The following is a 22,399-nucleotide window of genomic DNA, read 5'->3' as shown; positions in this document are numbered from 1 at the left end:
GAACCCTCCCCCCGCCGGCGGGGGCGGTGCCCACGACGCCCGCCGCGGCGCCCGGGAGCCCCGCGCCGGACGGATCGCGGCCCGCCCGTGACACACGACACAGACCCGGCCCCGCGGACTCCCGCGCCTACGGCTCCGGGGACGTCGTCCGCTTCGAGTCCTGCGGCGGACCGTCCCCGCCGCCACTCGCGGCCAGCCAGCCACCCACTCCCAGCGCCGCCGCGAGCAGGACCGCCGCCACCGCCAGGGTGATGCGGCGCTTGCGTACGGTCTCCGCCTTGTGCCGGGCCGTGCCCGGCTTGCGCTGGCTCGGCGACCGGGGCGCGCGGGCCGTACCGCGCGCGCCGCCCGCCAGCTCGTCCGGCGCGGGGACGCGCATGCTGGTGTGGGTGTCGCGGTTGGAGTCCGGTACGGCTCCGGGCACGAGCGGGACCGCGCCGCGGCGGCGCGGCTCCTCGGGGGAACCGGGGCGCGGCTCCTCGTACGGCTGCTCGGTCGGTTCGCCGTCCGGTTCGTCCACGTCCAGCGGCGGGATGCCCGCGAGTCCCGGCAGCTGTTCCCGCAGGCGGGCGGCGAGTTCGGAGGCGCGCAGCCGGGAGGCGGGCGCCTTCGCCAGGCACTGGACGAGCAGTTGCCACAGGTCGTCGGGGATGCCGGGCAGCGGGACGACGGTCTCGGTGACGTGCCGGCGCAGGACGGCTCCGGGGTGGCCGCCGCCGAACGGGGTGAAGCCGGCGAGCAGTTCGTACAGGACGGTGGCCAGCGCGTAGATGTCGACGGCCGCGCGCGGCGGGAGTCCTTCGACGATCTCGGGCGCCAGGTAGTCGGGGGTGCCGATGATCCTGGTCGCCTTCGTGCGACGCGGGGTGTCGATCAGCTTGGCGACGCCGAAGTCGGTGAGGAGGGCCGGGTGCGCGCCGCCGGGGCCGAGCGGTCCCTCCATGTCGAGCAGGATGTTCTCCGGCTTGACGTCGCGGTGCACGATTCCCGCCTTGTGGGCGGCCGCGAGCGCGTCGGCGACGTCGGCGACGATCGCGACGGCCGCCTCGGGGGCGAGCCGGCGCTCGCGGTCGAGACGGGTGCGCAGGTCGGTGCCGCGTACCAACTCCATGACCAGCGCGAGGTCGTTGCCGTCCACGACGAGGTCGCGGACGCCGACCACGCGGGGGTGGTCGAGACCGAGCAGGGCGGTGCGTTCCTGGACGAAGCGCCCGACGAGCTCCTGGTCGGAGGCCAGGTCCTCGCGCAACAGCTTGATGGCGACGGGGCCTTCGGGCCCCTCGCCGAGCCACACCGTGCCGGCGCTGCCCCGTCCCAGGATCTGGTGGGCGATGTACCGGCTGCCGATATTCCGTGCCAAGACTGCTCCCTCAGCGGCTGGCGTTGCCCCTCAAAGTACGCGGCAATCGGGGTGTTCAGTGCCCAGGCCCGGGCACGCCCGCACCTGCGTGGGGCGAAAAGTGTGCTTCTGGGGTGTCCGTGCCGCCGTATTGCCCTCGAAAGGGTCACTGCGAGCCGGTCGAATCCCCGAGTCTCGAGAACCACTCCGACACCGCGGAGATGCCGTCGCCGATCGTCGACAGGAAGCTCTTGCTGGTGCCGATCCAGTCCTGGAGCGGGGTCAGCTCCCAGATCAGCCAGCCGCCCACGAAGAGCAGCACCAGGGTGAACAGGCAGCCCTTGAGGCAGCCGAGGCCCGGGATGCGCATGGGGTTGGCGCTGCGCTGGCGGGGCTGGCGGGGCTCGCGCGGCTGCCGGGGCGCCGGTTGCTGGGGCGGCGGCTGCGGCGGCGCGTACTGCTGTTGCTGCGGGGGCGGGGCGTACCGCTGCTGCTGGGGCTGGGGCTGCTGTTGCTGCTGCCGGCTCGGCTGCGGGGCCTGCGGGGGCGGCGGGTAGCCCTGCGACGCCTGCCGGTGGGCGGGCGGGGGCGGCTGCTGCTGGCGCGGGGGCTGCGGGCGGTGCGGGCGGCGGCGCAGCGGGTCCTGGCTCGGGTCGAGGTACTGGACCTGGGTCTGTTCGTTGCGGTCCCTGGCTGCCTGGAGCTGGCTCTGCCAGGGGTGCGGGCCGTCCGGCTCCCCGGGGGGTACGGGCGGCATGACCGACGTCGGGTCGGCGTTCTGCCCGGGCGGGCCGTAGCCCTGTCCGGGGCCGCCGGGACCTCCGGGGGCGCCCGCTCCCGCGTATCCGGCCGAGGGCAGGAAGCTGGTCGCCGCGTTCGGGTCGAAGGCGGCGGCGTTGCTGGGCAGGACCTGGGTCGGGTCGGCGGCGCCCGGGGTCTCCGGCACGGCGGCGGGCGCCGGGTCGGGCGCGAGGAGCGCGCCGACGCCGAGCGCCGCGTCGATCTGGGCGGCACTGGAGTGGACGCCGACACCGGCGGCGACGACGCGCAGGGCGCGGGCCAGGTTCACGGCGCTCGGGCGCTGGTCGGGGTCCTTGCGCAGGCAGCGCTCGATGACCGTCCAGAGCGGCTCGGGCACGGTGGAGGGCCGGCGCGGCTCCTCGCTGAGGTGGCGGTGCAGCACCTCCAGCGCGGTCGCCCCGGCGAACGGCGGGTGGCCGGTGACCAGTTCGTACATCAGGATGCCCGCGCCGTAGATGTCGACGGCGGAGGTCTGCGGGCGGCCCTCGGCGGACTCGGGCGCGACGTACGCGGGCGTGCCGACGAATTCGTGGGTACGGGTCAGGCCGGGCGAGTCCGCGAGGCGCGCGATGCCGAAGTCGGTGAGCATCGGGTGCATCTGCCCGTTGTCGTCCTTGAGGAGGACGTTGGCGGGCTTGAGGTCGCGGTGGACGACGCCGTCCGCGTGGCTGGCGGCGAGCGCGTCGGCGATCTGGGCGGTGAGGAGGGAGGCGGCGACGGGGCTGAAGGGCCCGTTGTCGCGCAGGTAGCGGTGCAGGTCGGGGCCGTCGACGAGGTCCATGACGAGGGCGAGGAGATCGCCCTCCACGACCAGGTCGCGGGTGCGCACGATGTTGGGGTGCGTGAGGCGCAGGAGGACGGAGCGCTCCCGCAGGAACCGCATCACGACGTCCGCGTCGTTGGCCAGCTCCTCCTTGAGGACCTTGATCGCGACGGTTTCGCCGGGCTGGCCGGCGACGGCCGCCTCGGCACCCGCGGTCTCGCGCTGACGGGCCCGCCAGACGACACCGGTGGCGCCGCGTCCGAGCGGCTCCTCCAGGAGGTACTTGCTGCCTACCGGCCGCACGTCATGGGCTCCCTGCTGCTGGTGTGTCCCGTTCATCGTCCCGGACCCCCCGGGCTCCGGACCCACTTTAGACCGGCCGGCGATTGGGGGGCGGCGTCACGAGGTCCGGTGCGCACATCTGCGGCGTTGTCGTCAATCACCATGGCTCCGCCATGCCTCAATCCTCCGCCTTGCAGCTGCACGCACCGGACCTCGCTCCTTCACCCGCCCCCCAATCACCGGACGGTCTCCGACCGGCCGAACGGGTATCCGGCCGGTCATCCACAGGTCCCGTGGCGCCCACGGTCGCATGTGTGTCGCACGCGTGTCCCGTCCGGACGAGAGACGCGGACCAGGGGGTGATGGTTGCCGAACGGCTGTCCCCAGGGCATCGGGGATGATCTCATCGGCGTTCGAAGGGGCGCCCAAGCAGGCACTTTTGCACCCACAGCCGACCATTCAAGATCACTTGTACGCTGCCCCCGGGCGTGTTGTCCGTGTCAGGTGCGAGGATGCCCTCAGCGCGTCGGGTGCCGGCCGGGGACGGCACCGTACGCGCCGACCTGTACCGGACGACGCGTCCCGTGCGTGGTGGGGGGAATCACAGGGCAGTACCCCTGCCGGGCATCCCGCGCAGAACCGGGGACCCCGCGCAGAAGGGACCGCTGACGCGATGCAGATCCGGCTGACCGTCCTCGCGCCGCGCAGCGGCCACGCCGCGGGGCGCGCGTGCGACGTGCTCGTCACCGCACCCGCCGGGACGGCGCTGTCCGCCGTCGCCTCCGCCCTCGCCACGGCCGTGTCGGGACCGGACGTGTCGGGCACGGTCGTGCTCTACGCCGGTACGGAACGGCTCGACGCGCAGCGCTGCGCCCTCGGTGAGCCGCCGCTGATCGACGGGGCGGTGCTCTCGCTCCAGGTCCCCGGCCAGGACGAGACGCACGGGGTGGCGGAGATGGACGCGCCCGCCCAGTTGCGGGTGGTGGCGGGTCCTGACGCGGGCGGGGTGCACCTGCTGCACGGCGGCCAGATCAGGATCGGCCGTTCCGCCGACGCGGACGTCCCGCTCGACGACCCGGACGTCTCGCGGCTGCACTGCGCGGTGACGGTCGCGGACGACGGCGGGGTGTCGGTCGCGGACCTCGGTTCCACGAACGGTACGACGCTGGAGGGCGCCGAGGTCGGGCCCGTACCGGTACGGCTGCCGGCCGGGGCGCTGCTGCGGATCGGCGAGTCGGCCGTGCGGCTCCTGACGAGCCCGCTGGCGACGCCGCTGCCGACGACGCCCGACGGCGAGGGCCACCTGCGGGTGGTGCGCCCGGAGGGCGGTGCGGGGGACGGTGCCGGGGACCGGGCCGACGAGGGCGACCGGTCCCGGGAGACGGGCGCGTACGGCTCCGGGGGGTACGGCACGGACGGCTCGGGCCTCGGCCCGGCGGGCGCCTCGCCCGGGCCCCAGTACGGACAGCGCCCCGGATCCGGGGCGGGAGGTTCCGTACCGGCCCAGGCGCGGGAGGGGTCCCCGGCGGGCGGGCCGCGGACCGGCTCCGACCGGGATCCGCGGTACGGCGCGAGCGCGCCGGAGGAGCCCCGCGGCCGGACCGTCCACTCGTACGGCGGGCCGTCCCGCGACCCCCGGGTGCCCGATCCCCGGAGCGCGGTCGACACCCACTACGGCTTCTCGACCTCGGATCCCGCCTCCGGTACGGGCCCGCGGCGCCCCGCCGCGCCCGCCTCCCGCGCGGACGGCGACACCGGCCCCGGCGGGGCCCACAGCAGGGCCGCGGACGAGCAGCCGTACGCGACGGCGGACGACGGCACCGGCGATGTCGGCGAAGGACCCCAGTCGCACAGCAGGACCACCGGCACCCGCAGGCAGGGCACGCCCGCCCGAGGCACCCAGCTGCCCGACGCCGCCGCCCGGCGGCGCGGCGGCATAGGAGCGTGGGCGAGGCGGCTGGCCGGGGGCCGCGAGGAGGAACCGGCCGGGAGCGCCCCGGGCCCGAGGCCCCCCGCGGGCCCGGCCGGCCGCGCGCCCCTCGCGGACACCTGGCCGGACCCCGCCGAGGTGCTGATGACGGCGCTCGGCCCCGGCCCGAGGCTCTGGGAGCGCGACAGCGACCACGCCGAGGCGCTGGTGGTCCGGCTGGGCACGGCGGACCGTCCGGCGCCGGACGGCGTGGGGTTGCTGCCCGGCGTGCCGGTGACGGTCGCGCTGCGCGAGGCCGGTTCGCTGGGCCTCGCCGGACCGCGGGAGCGGCTGACGGGCCTGGCCCGCTCGGTCGTCGCCCAGCTCGCCGCGCTGCACTCCCCCGCCGATCTGGAGATCGTCCTGATCAGCACGGACCGGGCGCGCAGCCCCGAGCAGCGCAGGCAGGAGTGGGGGTGGCTCGGCTGGCTGCCCCAGGTCCGCCCGGCGCACGGCCAGGACTGCCGGCTGCTGCTCGCCTACGACCGGGACCAGGCCACCGCCAGGACCGCCGAGCTGACCCGCAGGCTGGACGCCGGACCGCTCGGTACGGGCTGGGCGTCGGCGGACCCGGAGTCCGTCGCGCGGGCCGCCGGGCGCCACGAGGGGCCGTACACCGTCGTGGTCGTGGACGGCGATCCCGGCTCCGCCTCGCTGCGGCAGGTGACGGCGCGGCTCGCGAGCGCGGGCGCCGCCGCCGGCATCCACCTGGTCTGTCTGGCGGAGACCCCGGCCGCCTCGCCGCTCTCCCCCGTCGCCGCGACCTACGAGACGGCGTGCGCGGCCTCGCTGCCCTTCCGCGAGTGCGGGGCCGTGGGCCTGCTGAGCGGCGATGTGGCGAGCGCGCTGCGCCTGTTGCGCACGGCGGTCGGGGAGCCGGCCGGGCACGGCACGGTCGCCGTGGTGGACGCGGTCTCGCCGGCCTGGGCCGAGCGCTTCGGCCGGGCACTGGCGCCGCTGCGCACGGCGGCCGGGGGCGGCTCGGGGCGGGCCGCCGCCGCGCTGCCCCACTCGGCGCGGCTGCTCGACGAGTTGGGGCTGGCGCGGGCCACCCCGGCGTCCCTGATGGCCCGTTGGGCGTCCGCGGCGGACGGCACGGCCGACTGCACGGCGGTGCTCGGCGCGGGGCCGCACGGCCCGGTGAGCGTCGATCTGGCCGAGGAGGGCCCGCATCTGCTGATCGAGGGCCCGGCCGGCAGCGGCCGCTCCGAGCTGCTGCGCTCCGTCGCCGCCTCGCTGGCGGCCGCCGACCGGCCCGACCGGCTGGGGCTGCTGCTGGTGGACGGCGCGGGCGGCGAGCGCGGCGAGGGCCTCGGGGCCTGTACGGAACTGCCGCACGTCCTGGAGCTGTTGGTCGCCTCGGACCCGGTGCGGATGCGCGAGTTCGCCCAGGCGCTCGGCGCCGAGCTGAAGCGGCGCGCGGAGCTGCTCGGCCGGCTGGACTTCACCGAGTGGCACAGCAGGCACGAGGTGGCGGAGCGGATGGTCGGCCCGCGTCCGCCGAGCGGCGCCGAACAGCGCACGCCACCCGGCGGCACGCTCCGGCTGCGGACGACCTCGGCGCGTACGGAACCGGAGCCGGAACAGCCCCCGCTGCCCCGGCTCGTCGTGCTGGTGGACGACTTCGACGCGCTCGTGGCGCCCGCGCTGGGCAGTCCGGGCCGCCCGGCGGCCGGTTCGGTCGTACGGGCGCTGGAGGCCGTGGCCAGGGACGGCGAGCGGCTCGGCGTACACCTGGTGGCGTCGTCGGCCTGTCCGAACCGCACGAGCGACACGGACCTGGCGCAGGGCGCGCGGCTGCGGGTGGTGCTGGACCCGCCGCCCGCGGCGCCCTCCCCGGACGACCCGTCGCCGGGCCGGGGCCGTCTCGGCCATCCGGACGGCCGGGTCACCCCGTTCCAGGGCGGCCGGGTGACGGGCCGCATCCCCCGTACGGCGACGCTGCGGCCGACGGTCGTACCGCTGGAGTGGGAGCGGATGGGCGATCCGCCGACCCGCAGGCCGGTACGGGAGCTGGGCAACGGGCCGACGGACCTGGCGCTGCTCGCCAGCGCCCTGGAACGGGCGGCGCGTTCGGTGCACGCCGTACCGGTCGCGCCGCTCGCCCCGGCCCATCCCTGAGGAGACCCGCCCGGCCCGTCACCGGCGACACAAGATCCCCATACGTCCGCCGAACCCCCGTTGTGGCACGTCACGAGCCCATCACGATAGGGGAGTTGGCCCCGAGCGCAGTATTGCGGCGCCCGGTCACCCGGCGTAGGACTGTGCGCACGGGACGCGAGCGCCGCCGCCACGTCACGGCTGCGACGCCGGTTCCGTATGCGTAGAACCAGACGCGCACGGGAGAGACGGGGCAGCGATGCGCACAACTCGTACGGCACGTAAGGCATTCGGCACACGCACCAGCACAACCACCAGCACTCGTAGCACCCGCACCGCCCGGTCGGCCGCCGTGGCGATCGTGGCCGTCGGCGCCGTGACCCTCGCGGGTTGCGGCGGCTCGGACGACGCCAAGGAGCCGGAGAAGCCGGCGAGCAAGGCACCGGCGGCCACGGTGCAACTCCCCCAGCTCAAGGGGGAGACGATCGAGGTCGCCGCGGTCTGGACCGGGCCCGAGCAGGAGAACTTCACCAAGGTCCTCAAGGAGTTCGAGAAGCGCACCGGGGCGAGCGTCACGTTCGTGCCCGCGCAGGACCCGATCGTCAACTTCCTGGGGACGAAGATCGCCGGGGGCAGCCCGCCCGACGTGGCGATGCTCCCGCAGGTCGGCGCGATCCAGCAGGCCGTCGCGAAGAAGTGGGCCAAGCCCGTCGGCGCGGAGGCGAAAGCGCAGCTCGCGAAGAACTACGACAAGGGCTGGCAGGACCTCGGCGCGGTCGACGGCACCCAGTACGGCGTGTACTTCAAGGCCGCCAACAAGTCGCTGGTCTGGTACAACAACGCCGCGTTCGAGAACGCGGGCGCCACGGTCCCCACGACCTGGAAGGACTTCCTGACGACCGCCGAGACGATCTCGGCCTCGGGCGTCACCCCGGTCTCGGTCGCCGGCGCGGACGGCTGGACGCTCACCGACTGGTTCGAGAACATCTACCTGTCCCAGGCGGGCCCGGAGAAGTACGACCAGCTCGCCCAGCACAAGATCAAGTGGACCGACGGCTCGGTGCGGGACGCGCTGACCACCCTCGGCGAGCTCTTCGGCAAGCCGGCCCTGATCGCGGGCGGCGCGGACGGCGCGCTCCAGACGGAGTACCCGGCGTCCGTCACCCAGACGTTCACCGGCGGCGACCAGCCGAAGGGCGCGATGGTCTTCGAGGGCGACTTCGTCGGGATCAACATCGCCCAGACCGAGGCCAAGATCGGTACGGACGCCAAGGTCTTCCCCTTTCCCGCGGTCGGCCCCGACGCCCCCGTGGTGACCGGCGGCGACGCGGCCGTGGCGCTCAAGGACTCCAAGGGCGCCCAGGCGCTGCTGACGTTCCTGGCGTCCCCGGACGCGGCGAAGATCTGGGCGGAGTCCGGCGGCTTCCTGTCGCCGAACAAGTCCCTGGACGTGGCCGCGTACCCGAACGATGTCCAGCGGGACATCGCGAAGGCGCTGATCGCGGCGGGCGACGACTTCCGCTTCGACATGTCGGACCAGATGCCGCAGTCGTTCGGCGGTACGCCCGGCAAGGGCGAGTGGAAGGCCCTCCAGGACTTCCTGAAGAACCCGAAGGACGTCGCGGGGGCCCAGCAGAAGCTGGAGTCGGACGCGGCCAAGGCGTACACGAGCTGACGGGATGACGTCGGCGACAGCGGAGGGCACCAAGGACACCACGCCGGTGCCCTCCGCACCGGGCAACAAACGCAAGAGCGTGACAGGCACACGTAAAGCGATCGCGGCGGGTTTCCTGCTGCCCGCGCTGGTGCTGCTGGGCGCGCTCGTGGTCTACCCCATCGGGTTCTCCGTCTACCGGTCCTTCTTCGACAAGTCCGGCGACAGCTTCGCCGGACTCGACAACTACATCGAGATATTCACCGACGACACCATCCTGACGGCCGTCAAGAACAACGCGATCTGGGTCGTCGTCGCCCCGACGGTCGCCACGGCCCTGGGCCTGATCTTCGCCGTGCTCACCGAACGGGTGCGCTGGGGAACGGCGTTCAAGCTCGTGGTCTTCATGCCGATGGCGATCTCGATGCTCGCCTCGGGCATCATCTTCCGGCTGGTGTACGAGCAGGACCCGGAGCGCGGGATCGCCAACGCCGTCTGGGTGGGCGTGCACGACACGTTCAGCGACTCGGCCGGCTTCCCCAAGGCGCACCCCCTGCCGGTGCACCCGCTGAAGGCGGCGGGCGGCGGCGCGTTCGTCACCAAGGACACGGTCCGGGCGGGCACGCCCGTACAACTGCCCCTGGTCGGGGTGGCCCCGGACGTCATGCCGTCGGACGCCGAGCGGGCCGAGGCGCCGCGGCCGGCGGCCGACAGCGACCGGGTCAACGGCACGGCCTGGCTGGACTTCACGCGGGGCGGCGGCGGGAAGCCCAACGTCATCGACGCCTCGGAGCTGGGCCTCAAGGGCATCAAGGTCGAGGCGGTCAAGGACGGCAAGGTCGTGGCGAGCGCCACGGCCGCCGCCGACGGTACGTTCAGCCTCCCCGCCGCGGCGGACGGCGCCCAACTCCGGCTGCCCGCCTCGAACTTCCGGGAGCCGTACAACGGGGTGAACTGGCTCGGGCCGAACCTGGTCACCCCCGCCATCATCGGCAGCTACCTGTGGATGTGGGCGGGCTTCGCGATGGTCCTCATCGCGGCGGGCCTGGCGAGCGTGCCCCGTGAACTGCTCGAAGCGGCGCGGGTGGACGGCGCGAGTGAGTGGCAGGTGTTCCGCCGGATCACCGTGCCGCTGCTCGCCCCGGTCCTCGCGGTGGTGATGGTCACCCTGATGATCAACGTGCTGAAGATCTTCGACCTGGTCTTCATCATCGCGCCCGGCTCGTCGCAGGACGACGCCAACGTGCTGGCGCTCCAGCTGTACCGGTCGTCGTTCGGCACGGACGCGGATCTCGGCGTCGGCAGCGCCATCGCCGTACTGCTGCTCCTGCTGGTCATCCCGGTGATGCTGTTCAACGTCCGCAGGATGCGAAAGGAGACTCGCCGATGACCACGACCGAGCCCGCGGTCAAGGCGAAGCAGTCCGTCGCGGCCCGGCTCGCGGCCCGGGCGGGCGGCGGCGCGCTGCGCGTCTTCCTGCTCCTGGTCGCGCTGTTCTGGCTGATGCCGACGATCGGGCTGCTGTTCTCCTCGCTGCGCGACTCCACGGACATCAGCGCGAGCGGCTGGTGGCAGGTCTTCACCGCGCCCGCGCAGCTGACCACGGAGAACTACTCCCGGCTCCTCGACAACGACGTCATCACCAACTCCCTGTTCTCCACGATCCTGATCACCGTCCCGGCGACCCTGCTCGTCGTGGTGATCGGCTCGCTCGCCGGATACGCCTTCGCCTGGATGGACTTCCCGGGGCGCGACTGGTGGTTCCTCGTGGTGGTCGGCCTGTTGGTGGTGCCGGTGCAGGTCGCGCTGGTCCCGGTGTCGGAACTCTTCGGCGCCGTCGGCATCTTCGAGACGACCTTCGGCGTGATCATCTTCCATGTCGCCTTCGGTCTGCCCTTCGCCATCTTCCTGCTGCGCAACTTCTTCGCGGAGATCCCCCGGGAGTTGCTGGAGGCGGCGCGGCTCGACGGGGCGGGGGAGATCAGGCTGTTCACGCGGGTCGTGATGCCGCTGGGCGGCCCGGCCATCGCGTCGCTGGGCATCTTCCAGTTCCTCTGGGTCTGGAACGACATGCTGGTGGCCCTGGTGTTCGCGGACTCCAAGCATCCGCCGATCACGGTCGCGCTCCAGCAGCAGGTACGGCAGTTCGGCAACAACGTCGACGTCCTGGCGCCCGGGGCGTTCGTCTCCATGGTGATCCCGCTGGTCGTGTTCTTCGCGTTCCAGCGGCAGTTCGTGACGGGCGTGATGGCGGGAGCCGTCAAGTAGCCGTCAGCGGTGGTCACGTGGGCGCGCGCCGGGGTGGATCTACCCCTCCCGGCGCGCGCCGCGTCCCCCGTTCGGCCCGCCGGCCGTAACCCCTCGGCCCCCGCGAACGTTCCCGGGCCATGCCCCGGTTCAGCGTGATCGTCTCCGCGTACAAGGTCCAGGCGTACCTCCAGGACTGCCTGGCATCGGTACTGACGCAGACGTGCGACGACCTGGAACTGATCGTGGTGGACGACGGCTCGCCCGACGCCTGCGGGGAGATCGCCGGCGAGTCCGCCGCCCGGGACCGCCGGGTCGTCCCGGTCCGGCTCACCGCGCACGCGGGTACGGGACCGGCGCGCAACGCCGGACTCGCCCGCGCCACCGGCGACTACGTGGTCTTCCTCGACGGCCGGGACACCCTCGTCCCCGGCGCGCTCCAGGCGCTCTCCGACCGGCTCAAGGAGACGGACGGCCCGGACGTCCTGGTCCACGACCACGCCGTGGCCCATCCGTCGGACGGGACCGTCCGCACCCCGTGCGCGGCCACGCTCACCGGGCGGAGCACCCCGGACGCCCTGGCCCTCCTGCTGACCGCAACCGACAAGGCGTACCGCGGGGAGTTCGTGGAGAGCGCGGGGCTCACCTTCCCGCCCGGCCCGTTCTCCGACGTCGCGTGGACCTGCCAGGCGCTGATGACCGCCGCGTCGATCGTGACGCTCGACCAGGTCTGCGCGGTGCGCCGCCCCCTCCCGCTGCCGGCGGCGCCGTCCGCGTACCTGGACGTCTTCGACCAGTACGACCGGGTCTTCGCCTTCCTCGACGGCCGCCCCGACGCGGACCGTTGGCGCCCGGTCGTGCGCGGGCGCATGCTCGACCACCTGGCGCTGCTGGCGCCCACCGCCCGGCCGCGCGCCGCGTTCTTCCGCCGGGCGCGCGCCCACCTCCGCCGCCACCGCGCCCCCGGCGCGACCGGCGGCCACCTCCCGCTGCGCCTCGGCGCCCACCGTACGTACGCCGTCCTGCGCGCGGCCCTCGCCCTGCGCGCCCGCGCACGCCGTACGAGCACCGCCGCGCGCCGCGCCGGACGCGCCCTGGCGCTGCGCCTCCACTACGCCCTCCAGCGGCGCCTTCCCCTGCGCGCCGACCGCGCCGCCTTCGCCACGTACGGCCCCGGCGGTGACCCCGCCGCCATCGAGCGGAAGCTGCGCGCGCTGGCGCCCGCCGTCCGTACGTCCTGGCTCACCGACCCGGACTCCTTCGCCTACTGGACCGCGCTGGCCAGGTCCGCGTACCTCACCAGCAACACCCACTTCGATCCCCGGCTGGTCAAACGCCCCGGCCAGACGCTGCTCCAGACCCACCGCGGCACCCCGCTCGCCTCCGTCGGCCTGGACCTGGCGGACCGCCCGGCGGTGGCCGCCGACCTCCCCCGGATGCTCGCGGACGCCGCCCGGTGGGACTACACGCTGGCGGCCAACCGCCACGCCACCCTGACCCACGAGAAGGCGTACCCCTCCCCCGCGACCACCCTCGAACTCGGCCACCCCCGCCACGACACCCTCCACGCGCCCGCCGACGTGCCGGGCCTGCGGGCGGCGCTGGGCATCCCGGAGGGCTTCACCACCGTCCTGTACGCCCCCGCGCACCGCGACCACCACCGCGTGCAGACGCCGTCACTGGACCTGGAACGCCTCGCCAGGGCGCTGGGCCCGCGCTACGTCGTCCTGAGCCGGGTGGCTCCCGCCGCGCCCCACCCCCGGATCATGGACGTGTCGGAGCACCCGTCCGAGGAGATCCTCTGTCTGGTCGCGGACGCGCTGGTCACGGACCACGCGCCGCTGATGTTCGACTACGCGCACCTGGACCGGCCGATCGTCCTGCACCTCGCCGACCACGGCGTCCTGGAGGCCGTCCGGGGCACCTACGTGGACCTGCGCGCGTTCCCGCCGGGCGCGGTGGCCCGTACCGAGGACGAACTGATCGACATCTTCACCACGGACCACTGGCGGGGCTCCCGCTCGACGCAGCTCAGGACGGCGTTCCGGGCCCGCTTCTGCCCGTACGCGGACGCGGGGGCGGCGGAACGGGTGGTGCGCCGCGTGTTCCTGACGTGACGTCCGCCGTTTCCTGACGTGCCGTACGCAGCCTCCTGACGTGCCGTACGCCCCTTCCCGCTGTGGCGTACGCCCCGGGGCGCACGGCGCCTACGCCCCGCCCTTCAGCGCCGCCACGGCCGACGCCGCCAGCATGTCGAGGTACCCCTTGGGCAGGTCGTTCCTGACCACCACCAGCCGCCAGTACAGCGGCCCCACCGTCAGGTCCAGCGCCCGGTCCGGGTCCGTCCCCTCCGGAAGCTCCCCCCGCTCCACCGCCTCGCGCACGATCACCGCCGCGATCCCCTGCTGCCCGTCCAGCAGCGCCGCCTTGATCGCGTCGGAGATCTCCGGGTGCCGCGCCGCCTCCACCAGCAGGTCCGGGATGACCTGCGAGGCGACCGGGTGGCGCAGCGCGTGCGAGGCGACCTCCAGCAGCGCCCGTACGTCCCCGTAGAGCGAGCCGGTCGCCGGCGCGGGCAGGCCCTGCGCGGCGAAGACGGACAGCAGGTCCAGCACGAGCGCGAGCTTCGACTTCCACCGGCGGTACACGGCGGTCTTGCCGACCCCGGCCCGCCGCGCGATGCCCTCGATCGACATCCGGGCGAACCCGACCGCGGCCAGTTCCTCGAAGACCGCGGCACGAATGGCGTCGGTCACGTCCTCCCGGAGCACGGCGGCTCCCGCGGGTACGCGGCGTGAAGTGCGCGGATCCGTGGTCATGAGTTGAGCATAGCTTGACCAAGGCGTCACGACGATACGGTTGCGTTCCGTCGGAAAATCGTCCTAGCATCGACGTAGCGACGATACGGACCCGTTCCATCGCCTGCGTCGACCCAGCCACCGTCGAAAGCGGTACCTGTGAGCCAGACGATCACCCCCACCACGCCGGACCCCGGCCAGGGCTCCCCGGACAACGACCGGAAAGCCCAGGTCGGAACCGGTCTCCTGCCCCCGGGGACGGACCTCGCCGCCCTCGCCGCCCGCCACGGGCTGAAGGTGAGCGGAGCCCGCCCCTCCCTGCCCGCGTACGTCCGCCAGCTCTGGTCACGCCGGCACTTCATCACCGCGTTCGCGACCGCGCGGCTGACGGCCCAGTACAGCCAGGCGAAACTCGGCCAGATCTGGCAGATCATGACCCCGCTGCTCAACGCGACGGTCTACTACTTCATCTTCGGCGTCCTGCTGAACACCAAGCACGGCGTGCCGGACTACATCCCGTTCCTGGTCACCGGCGTCTTCATCTGGACCTTCACGTCCAGCGCGATCACGGCGGGCACCCGGGCGATCTCCGGCAACCTGGGCCTGGTCAGGGCCCTGCACTTCCCCCGCGCCTCGCTGCCCCTGGCGTTCGCGCTGCAACAGCTCCAGCAACTGCTGTTCTCGATGGTCGCGCTGGCCGCGATCCTGGTCTGCTTCGGGCAGTACCCGACGCTCAGCTGGCTGCTGGCCGCGCCCGCGCTGGTGCTCCAGTCGGTGTTCCTGGGCGGCGTCTCGATGATCATGGCGAGGCTCGGCGCCAAGACCCCGGACATCGCCCAGCTCACGCCCTTCCTGCTGCGTACCTGGATGTACGTCTCCGGCGTGATGTACAGCATCGACAAGGTGTCCGGGAAGCTGCCGCACACGGTGGCGCTGCTGCTCCAGTGGAACCCGGCCGCCATCTACATCGACCTGATGCGCTTCGCCCTGATCGACAGTTTCGGCGCCGACAAACTGCCCTCGCACGTCTGGGCCATCGCGCTCGGCTGGGCGGTCGTGGTCGGGGTCGGCGGATTTGTCTACTTCTGGAAGGCAGAGGAGGAGTACGGACGTGGCTGACCTCACCCCCCAGGACGAGCCCACCCCCACCGTGATCGTCGACGGTGTCCACATCACGTACAAGGTCCACGGCACCAAGGGCGGCAAGGGCTCCGCGACCTCCGCCCTCAGCCGGATCGTCTCCCGGCGCGCCACCCCCGGCGTCCGCGAGGTGCACGCCGTCAAGGGCGTCAGCTTCGTCGCATACAAGGGCGAGGCGATCGGCCTCATCGGCTCCAACGGATCCGGCAAGTCGACGCTGCTCAAGGCCATCGCCGGGCTGCTGCCGCCGACCAAGGGCATGATCCACACCGAGGGCCAGCCCTCCCTGCTCGGCGTCAACGCCGCGCTGATGGGCGACCTGACCGGCGAGCGGAACGTCATCCTCGGCGGCCTCGCCATGGGCATGTCCCGCGAAGAGGTCCGCGAGCGGTACGCCGGCATCGTGGAGTTCTCCGGCATCAACGAGAAGGACGACTTCATCTCGCTGCCGATGCGCACGTACTCCTCCGGCATGGGCGCCCGGCTGCGCTTCTCGATCGCCGCCGCCAAGAACCACGACGTCCTGCTCATCGACGAGGCCCTCTCGACCGGCGACGCCAAGTTCCAGAACCGCAGCAAGGAACGCATCACCGAGCTGCGCAAGGAGGCCGGCACGGTCTTCCTCGTCAGCCACAGCAACAACACCATCACCGACACCTGCGACCGCGCGCTCTGGCTGGAATCGGGCGTCCTGCGGATGGACGGCCCCGCCAAAGAGGTAGTCGCCGCCTACCAGGAGTTCTCAAGCAGCAAGAAATAGGCACAAAGCGGGCTAGGCTGCCGGTCGATGATTACCCGTCGGACCGGCACGGCCGGCACCCCAGCCCGTTCCTCCGTGGCCCCTCCCCCCGGCTTCGGCCCCCTCCTCACCCCCGGCCACCCGGGAACGCGCCGCGCGGGCCCCCGGTCCGGCCTCGCGCTCGTCTCCGTCTGGGCCGTGACCCGGCTGGCGATGCTCGCCCTGCTCGTCCGCGACGACCTCGGGGTCGGCGGGGTCAGCCGCGAGGTGTACGTCCTCTACCGGGGCTGGTCGGAACAACTCGGCCGGGGCACCTTCCCCGCCGACGACTCCACCTGGCAGTACCCGCCCGGCGCCGGCGCCGTGATCCTGTCCCCCGCGCTCCTGCCGTGGCTGACGTACTTCCAGGCCTTCGTCGCGCTGGCCCTGCTCGCCGACGCCGTCATCGCCTTCGCGCTCGCCCGCGCGGGCCGCACCGACGCCTCCGACCGGGCGGCGCCGGACCAGGACCCGTCCCCCGCCGAGACCTCCGTCGACCCGGGGGCGGGCACCGGGATCGAGGCCAGGCCGGGCCGGGGCGCCGGCCCCGCGGGCGCCTGGCTCTGGGTCTGCGGGCTGCCGCTCCTTCTGCACATCCCGCTGGCCCGGTACGACGTCCAGGTCACCGCCCTCGCCGTACTGGCCCTGCTCGCCGTCCGGCGCCGGCCCCGCGCCGGCGGCGCGCTCGCCGGCCTCGGCGCCCTGGTGAAGGGGTGGCCGCTGCTGACCCTGCTGGGCACCCCCCGGGGCCGTACCACCCGCGCCTCCTGGGCCTCCGCGGCCGTGGCCGCCGCCGCCCTGCTGGGCGTCCTGGCCCTGGGCCACACCCACACCCTGGCCTTCCTGGACCAGCAGCGGCACCGGGGCGTCCAGATCGAGTCGCTCGGCGGCACCGCGCTCGCCGTGGCCCGGCTGGCGGGCTGGCCGGGCACGGTCGAATACCGCTACGGCGCCTTCGAGTTCACCGGCCCGTACGTGTCGAGCGTCGCCCGGATCTCCCTGCTGCTGACCGCCGCCGCCTGCTGCTGGCTCCTGCTCTGGCGCCTCCGCGCCCGCCGCTGGAACCCGGCGACGCCCTTCGACGCCGCGCTCGCCGCCGTCCTGCTGTTCACCGTCACCAGCCGGGTGATCAGCCCGCAGTACCTGGTCTGGCTCCTCGGCCTGGGCGCGGTCTGCCTCACGTCCCGGCACACCCGGCAGCGCACGGTGGCGCTGCTCCTGCTGCCCGCGACCGCGCTCAGCGCGCTCGCGTACCCCGTGCTGTACGAGGAGGTCGTCGCCGGCACGGTGGCGGGCGTCGCCCTGATGGTCGTCAGGAACGGCCTGCTGCTGGCGGCGGCCCTGCTGGCCTGCCGCGCCCTGTGGACGGGCACGCGCCCCGACCGCCGGACGGGCTGAGACACAGCCCGTCCGGCGCCGGGGGTACGGCTCAGCTGTGCGTACGCAACAGCGTCCGCATCGTCCGCATCGCCACCGACAGGTTCGCCAGGTCGAACGCGTCGGAGCTCTGGATCTCCTCCAGCGTCGTACGCGACCGCCCCAGGATCGCCGCGTTCTTCTCCTCCCACGCCTTGAAGCGCTCCTCGGGAGTCGAGTTGGCGTCCCCGACGGACAGCACGTCCGCGGTGAGGCCCGCGTGCGCCGCGTACAGGTCCTCGCGGATCGAGGCGCGGGCCATCGACTGCCAGCGGTCGGCCCGCGGCAGCTCGATGATCCGGTCCATCAGCTGGGTGATCCGCAGCCGGTCCCCGAGGTCGTAGTACACCTCGGCGACGCCCAGCGGGTCCTGTTCCGTACGGTCCGCGATCGCCACGATGTCCAGCGTCGGGAAGGCGGACGAGAACCCGGCCACCCGCAGGGCCAGCTCCTCCGGCACGCCCGCCGTGGTCAGCTCCTCCAGGATCCGCTGGTACCACTCCAGCTCCGCGCCGCGCAGCATCGTGGGCAGCTGCGCCCAGACCTCCTCGACCCCGGCCTCGAAGAACTCGATCGTGGCCGCGATCTCCAGCGGCTGCGGCCGGTTGCCCAGCAGCCAGCGCGTGCCGCGCTCGACCAGGCGGCGCGAGTGCAGCCTGATCCGGGTCTGGACGTCGGCCTCGACCTTGTTGTCGAGCGCCTCCACCGCGTCCCACACCGCGTTCAGCCCGAAGATCTCGCGGGCCGCGGTCTGCGCGCGCACGATCTCCTCGATCGACGCCCCCGTCTCCTCGCGGAGCCGGTGCAGGAAGGTCGAACCACCCGTGTTCACCGTGTCGTTGACCAGGACCGTCGTGATGATCTCGCGGCGCAGCGCGTGCGCGTCGATCCGGTCGGCGAACTGCTCCCGCAGCGGGGCGGGGAAGTACGCGTGCAGCAGCTTGCGCAGGTACGGGTCGTCGGGCAGATCCGTGTGGATCAGCTCCTCCGCCACCGTGATCTTGGTGTAGGCGAGCAGCACGGCCAGCTCGGGCTGGGACAGCCCCTTCCCGGCGCTGAGCAGCTCCCTGACCTGCCGGTCGGTCGGCAGGAACTCCAGGGCCCGGTTCAGGTGCCCGTCCCGCACCAGCCGGCGCATGAAGCGCTGGTGGGCGTGGAGCAGGGACGGCGACTGGATGAGCGCGTTGCCGAGCGCCGTGTTCTGCGCGTAGTTGTTGCGCAGCACCAGCGCGCCGACCTCGTCGGTCATCGCGGCCAGCAGCTTGTTGCGCTGCTTGACCGTCATGTCGCCCTCGGTCACCAGGCCGTTGAGCAGGACCTTGATGTTGACCTCGTGGTCGGAGGTGTCCACGCCGGCGCTGTTGTCGATGGCGTCGGTGTTGACCTTGCCGCCCTCGCCGCCGGCGCCCCGGCGGGCGAACTCGATGCGGCCGAGCTGGGTCAGCCCCAGGTTGCCGCCCTCGCCGACGACCTTGACGCGCAGGTCCTCGCCGTTGACCCGGATCGCGTCGTTGGCCTTGTCGCCGACGTCCGCGTCCGACTCCGTGGAGGCCTTGACGTACGTACCGATCCCGCCGTTCCAGAGCAGGTCCACCGGGGCCTGGAGGATCGCCTTCATCAGCTCGGCGGGGGTCAGCTTCGTGACCCCGGGCTCGATGCCGAGCGCCTCGCGGACGTGCGTGTTGACGGGGATCGACTTGGCCGTACGGGGGTGGATGCCGCCGCCCTGCGACAGCAGCGCCTTGTCGTAGTCGGCCCAGGAGGAGCGCTGGAGGCCGAAGAGCCGGCGGCGCTCCTCGAACGAGGTGGCCGCGTCCGGGTGCGGGTCGATGAAGATGTGCCGGTGGTCGAAGGCCGCGACGAGGCGGATGTGCTCGGAGAGCAGCATGCCGTTGCCGAACACGTCGCCCGACATGTCGCCGACGCCGACGACCGTGAAGTCCTCGGACTGGGTGTCGTGGCCCAGCTCCCGGAAGTGCCGCTCGACGGACTCCCAGGCGCCGCGGGCCGTGATGCCCATGCCCTTGTGGTCGTATCCGGCGCTGCCACCGGAGGCGAACGCGTCGCCGAGCCAGAAGTCGTAGGCGACCGCGACGGCGTTGGCGATGTCGGAGAAGCTCGCCGTGCCCTTGTCGGCGGCGACGACCAGGTAGGTGTCGTCCTCGTCGTGCCGGACGACGTCGGTGGGGGGCACGACCGCGCCCGCGACCATGTTGTCCGTGATGTCGAGCAGCGCCGAGATGAAGATCTTGTACGCGGCGATGCCCTCGGCCAGCCACGCGTCCCGGTCCACGGCCGGGTCGGGCAGCTGCTTGGCGACGAAGCCGCCCTTGGCGCCGACGGGCACGATCACCGTGTTCTTGACCATCTGCGCCTTGACCAGGCCGAGGATCTCCGTACGGAAGTCCTCCCGCCGGTCGGACCAGCGCAGCCCGCCGCGGGCGACCTTGCCGAAGCGCAGGTGCACCCCTTCGACGCGCGGGGAGTAGACCCAGATCTCGTACGCGGGCCGGGGGGCCGGCAGGTCGGGGATGGCCTGCGGGTCGAACTTCATCGACACGTAGGTGTGGTGCTTGGCGACCGCGGCCTTCTGGTCGGCCTTACCGGGCTTCCCGGCCTTCCCGGACCGCTCGGCCCTCTCGGCGTCCTCGGTCTTGTCCGACGTGCCGGTGTCCAGGCTCGCGCTCTGGAAGTAGTTCGTCCGCAGCGTCGCCTTGATGAGCGTGAGGAAGGACCGCAGGATCCGGTCCTCGTCCAGGCTGGCGACCTGGTCCAGCGCCCCGTCCAGCTCCTCCAGCAGCCCGTCGGTCAGCTCCGTGCCGGCGCGCTGGTGGCCCGGCGACATCCGCGCCTCGAAGAGCGAGACGAGCAGGCGGGTGGTGTGGACGTTCGTACGGAGGGTGTCCTCCATGTAGTCCTGGCTGAACGTCGCCCCGGACTGGCGCAGGTACTTGGCGTAGGCGCGCAGCACCATCGCCTGGCGCCAGCTCAGCCCGGCCTCCAGGACGAGGGAGTTGAAGCCGTCGTTCTCCGCCGCGCCGGTCCAGACGGCGGCGAAGGCCTCCTGGAAGCGCTCGCGCGCGTCGTCGGCGCGGGTCTCCCCGCCGAGGCCGGCCACCGGCATCCGCAGGCCGAAGTCGTAGATCCAGGCGTGTGTACGGTCCGCGCAGCGCAGCTCGTACGGCCGCTCGTCGACGACCTCGACGCCGAGCCGCTGGAGCACCGGCAGGACGCGCGAGAGGGATACCTGCTCGCCCAGGCGGTAGATCTTGAACCGCCGCTCGCCGGGGGCCGCGCCGACCGGTTCGTACAGGGAGAGCGAGAAGTCCTTGTCGTCGTTGGTGAGCGCCTCCAGGTGGACGAGGTCGGCGACCGCGGCCCGGGGGGTGTGGTCCGCCTTGTAGCCCTCGGGGAAGGCGGCCCCGTACCGGCGCAGCAGCTCGGCCGCGCGCTCCTCGCCGCATTCGGTGTTCAGCGCCTCGGAGAAGGCGTCCGCCCAGGAGCGGGCGGCCTCGACGAGCCGGGCCTCGATCCGGTCGGCGTCCGCGTCGGTCAGCTCGGCGATCTCGGTGCCCGGCGGGACCCGGACGACGAAGTGCAGCCGGGAGAGGATCGACTCGGTGTTCCACGCGGTGAAGTCGACGCTGGTGCCGCCGAGTTCCTCCTTGAGGATGTCGACCAGGCGCAGCCTGACCCCGGTGGTGTACCGGTCGCGCGGCAGGTAGACGAGGGCGGAGTAGTAGCGCCCGTACTCGTCCTGGCGCAGGTACAGCCGCAGCCGGCGGCGCTCCTGGAGGTAGAGGACGCTGGTGACGATCGAGCGCAGCTGGTCGACGGGCGTCTGGAACAGCTCGTCGCGGGGGTACGTCTCCAGGATCTGCACGAGGTCGCGGCCGTCGTGGCTGTTCGGCGAGTACCCGGCGCCCTCCAGGACCTCGGCGACCTTGCGGCGCACGACCGGCACGCGGCGGACGGACTCGGTGTACGCGGCGGAGGAGAAGAGGCCGAGGAAGCGGCGCTCGCCGACGACGTTGCCCTTGTCGTCGAACTTCTTCACGCCGACGTAGTCGAGGTAGCTGGGGCGGTGCACGGTGGCCCGGCTGTTGGCCTTCGTGAGGACGAGCAGCTTGTGCTCGCGGGCCTTGGCGCGCGCGTCGGCGGGCAGGCGGCTGAACGACGGGCTGACCGGGTGGTCGTCGTCCTCGCTGTGGTGCGGGTCGGAGCGCAGGATGCCGAGGCCGGTGCCGGCCACGGCGGACAGCGAGTCGGTGTCCGTCAGCTGGTACTCGCGGTAGCCGAGGAAGGTGAAGTGGTCGGCGGCGAGCCAGCGCAGCAGCTCCCTGGCCTCGTCGACCTCCTGGACGCGCAGGTCGTCCGCGGTCGGCTCGCCGGGCAGTTCCTCGGCGATGCGCAGCGCGGCCTCGCGCATCTTGTCCCAGTCCTCGACGGTCTCCCGTACGTCGGACAGGATGCGGCGCAGGTCGGAGGTCATCTGCACGAGGTCGTCGCGGTCGGACTCACGGTCGATCTCGACGTGGATCCAGGACTCGGTGACCGCGTCGTGCGGGCGCTCCGCCCCGGCGGCGGGGCCGTCGGGGAGCACCTCGATCAGCTTGCCGGTGACGTCGCGGCGGACGACGACCTGCGGGTGGATCACGGCGTGGATGCCGCGGCCCTGGCGGGACAGCTCGTTGGTGACGGAATCGACCAGGAAGGGCATGTCGTCGGTGACGACCTCGACGACGGTGTGGCTGCACGTCCAGCCGTTCTCCTCGACCGTCGGGGTGTGGACCCGCACGTTGGCCGTCCCCTGCGGTCGGTTCCCGGCCAGTCGGTAGTGCGAGAGCGCCGCGCCGTAGAGGTCGACCGGATCGCGGTCGGCCAGGTCCTCGGGGGCGGTGTGCAGGTAGTAGCGCTGGAGGTAGGCGAGCAGCGCGTCCCGGGAGGACCGCCCCTCGTGCGCGGCCCCTGCCGCGTCCTGGTCCGCCAGGGGGATGCCCCCCGGCCCTCCGGTCTCCCCTGCCGGGCTGTTCTCAGCGACCCGGGCCGCCCGTTCGAGCAGCTCGGCCTTGGCTTCGTCCAGCTTGGTCTGCATGTCCTCTGGCTCCTGTC

12 protein-coding genes are annotated in these 22,399 nt (G+C 73.1%); 8 read left to right on the top strand and 4 right to left on the bottom strand.

What is annotated here, in order from left to right:
- Positions 1 to 127: 127 nt before the first annotated feature.
- Both HA039_RS21805 and HA039_RS21800 read right to left on the bottom strand, forming a co-directional pair.
- A complete protein-coding gene (locus HA039_RS21805; RefSeq protein WP_167032571.1) occupies positions 128 to 1,360 on the bottom strand; it encodes a protein kinase domain-containing protein in 1,233 nt (410 codons plus the stop codon).
- A gap of 145 nt (positions 1,361 to 1,505) precedes the next feature.
- Positions 1,506 to 3,206: a serine/threonine-protein kinase gene (locus tag HA039_RS21800; protein WP_167037335.1), complete on the bottom strand. Its 1,701-nt coding sequence runs from the start codon at positions 3,204 to 3,206 to the stop codon at positions 1,506 to 1,508.
- A 652-nt stretch (positions 3,207 to 3,858) separates the two neighbouring features.
- Here HA039_RS21800 and HA039_RS21795 point away from each other — a divergent pair.
- The 5 genes from HA039_RS21795 (at position 3,859) to HA039_RS21775 (ending at position 13,272) form a co-directional block, all read left to right on the top strand.
- A complete protein-coding gene (locus HA039_RS21795) occupies positions 3,859 to 7,275 on the top strand; it encodes an FtsK/SpoIIIE domain-containing protein (RefSeq protein ID WP_167032568.1) in 3,417 nt (1,138 codons plus the stop codon).
- 238 nt (positions 7,276 to 7,513) lie between these two features.
- Positions 7,514 to 8,929: an ABC transporter substrate-binding protein gene (locus HA039_RS21790; RefSeq protein ID WP_167032566.1), complete on the top strand. Its 1,416-nt coding sequence runs from the start codon at positions 7,514 to 7,516 to the stop codon at positions 8,927 to 8,929.
- 4 nt (positions 8,930 to 8,933) lie between these two features.
- Positions 8,934 to 10,298 carry a carbohydrate ABC transporter permease gene (locus HA039_RS21785; protein ID WP_167032564.1) on the top strand — a complete coding sequence of 455 codons (1,365 nt, stop codon included), beginning with the start codon at positions 8,934 to 8,936 and terminating at the stop codon, positions 10,296 to 10,298.
- On the top strand, positions 10,295 to 11,176 hold the full coding sequence (locus HA039_RS21780) for a carbohydrate ABC transporter permease (protein WP_167032562.1): 882 nt from the start codon (positions 10,295 to 10,297) through the stop codon (positions 11,174 to 11,176). Before HA039_RS21785 ends, HA039_RS21780 begins: the two co-directional genes overlap by 4 nt.
- Before the next feature lie 119 nt (positions 11,177 to 11,295).
- Positions 11,296 to 13,272, top strand: coding sequence for a bifunctional glycosyltransferase/CDP-glycerol:glycerophosphate glycerophosphotransferase (locus tag HA039_RS21775; RefSeq protein WP_167032560.1), 1,977 nt, complete (start codon positions 11,296 to 11,298; stop codon positions 13,270 to 13,272).
- Positions 13,273 to 13,362: 90 nt separating this feature from the next.
- Here HA039_RS21775 and HA039_RS21770 read toward each other — a convergent pair whose 3' ends face one another.
- Positions 13,363 to 13,974, bottom strand: coding sequence for a TetR/AcrR family transcriptional regulator (locus HA039_RS21770; protein WP_167032558.1), 612 nt, complete (start codon positions 13,972 to 13,974; stop codon positions 13,363 to 13,365).
- Between the two features lie 225 nt (positions 13,975 to 14,199).
- Here HA039_RS21770 and HA039_RS21765 point away from each other — a divergent pair, with 225 nt between their 5' ends.
- The 3 genes from HA039_RS21765 to HA039_RS21755 are packed head-to-tail and all read left to right on the top strand — an operon-like array spanning position 14,200 to position 17,269.
- A complete protein-coding gene (locus HA039_RS21765) occupies positions 14,200 to 15,072 on the top strand; it encodes an ABC transporter permease (protein WP_167037332.1) in 873 nt (290 codons plus the stop codon).
- Entirely contained in the window at positions 15,065 to 15,853 is a 789-nt protein-coding gene (locus tag HA039_RS21760) for an ABC transporter ATP-binding protein (RefSeq protein WP_167032556.1), read from the top strand. Before HA039_RS21765 ends, HA039_RS21760 begins: the two co-directional genes overlap by 8 nt.
- Before the next feature lie 27 nt (positions 15,854 to 15,880).
- Complete coding sequence (locus HA039_RS21755) at positions 15,881 to 17,269, top strand: glycosyltransferase 87 family protein (protein ID WP_425086370.1); 1,389 nt, start codon at positions 15,881 to 15,883, stop codon at positions 17,267 to 17,269.
- Positions 17,270 to 17,300: 31 nt separating this feature from the next.
- Here the strand turns inward: HA039_RS21755 and HA039_RS21750 are convergent, their stop codons facing one another.
- Positions 17,301 to 22,382, bottom strand: a complete 5,082-nt coding sequence (locus HA039_RS21750) for an NAD-glutamate dehydrogenase (RefSeq protein ID WP_167032554.1) — start codon at positions 22,380 to 22,382, stop codon at positions 17,301 to 17,303.
- Positions 22,383 to 22,399 lie beyond the last annotated feature (17 nt).

Source organism: Streptomyces liangshanensis, from assembly GCF_011694815.1.
GTDB lineage: Bacteria > Actinomycetota > Actinomycetes > Streptomycetales > Streptomycetaceae > Streptomyces > Streptomyces liangshanensis.
The sequence above is the reverse complement of the archived record's forward strand: the minus strand, read 5'-3'. Positions and strand labels throughout refer to the sequence as shown.

Bases quoted from the DNA above. Each gene is read 5' to 3' on its own strand.
- HA039_RS21790 (WP_167032566.1), top strand. From the start codon at position 7,514: ATGCGCACAACTCGTACGGCACGTAAGGCATTCGGCACACGCACCAGC.
- HA039_RS21795 (WP_167032568.1), top strand. From the start codon at position 3,859: ATGCAGATCCGGCTGACCGTCCTCGCGCCGCGCAGCGGCCACGCCGCG.
- HA039_RS21780 (WP_167032562.1), top strand. From the start codon at position 10,295: ATGACCACGACCGAGCCCGCGGTCAAGGCGAAGCAGTCCGTCGCGGCC.
- HA039_RS21770 (WP_167032558.1), bottom strand. From the start codon at position 13,974: ATGACCACGGATCCGCGCACTTCACGCCGCGTACCCGCGGGAGCCGCC.
- HA039_RS21775 (WP_167032560.1), top strand. From the start codon at position 11,296: ATGCCCCGGTTCAGCGTGATCGTCTCCGCGTACAAGGTCCAGGCGTAC.
- HA039_RS21785 (WP_167032564.1), top strand. From the start codon at position 8,934: ATGACGTCGGCGACAGCGGAGGGCACCAAGGACACCACGCCGGTGCCC.
- HA039_RS21755 (WP_425086370.1), top strand. From the start codon at position 15,881: ATGATTACCCGTCGGACCGGCACGGCCGGCACCCCAGCCCGTTCCTCC.
- HA039_RS21750 (WP_167032554.1), bottom strand. From the start codon at position 22,382: ATGCAGACCAAGCTGGACGAAGCCAAGGCCGAGCTGCTCGAACGGGCG.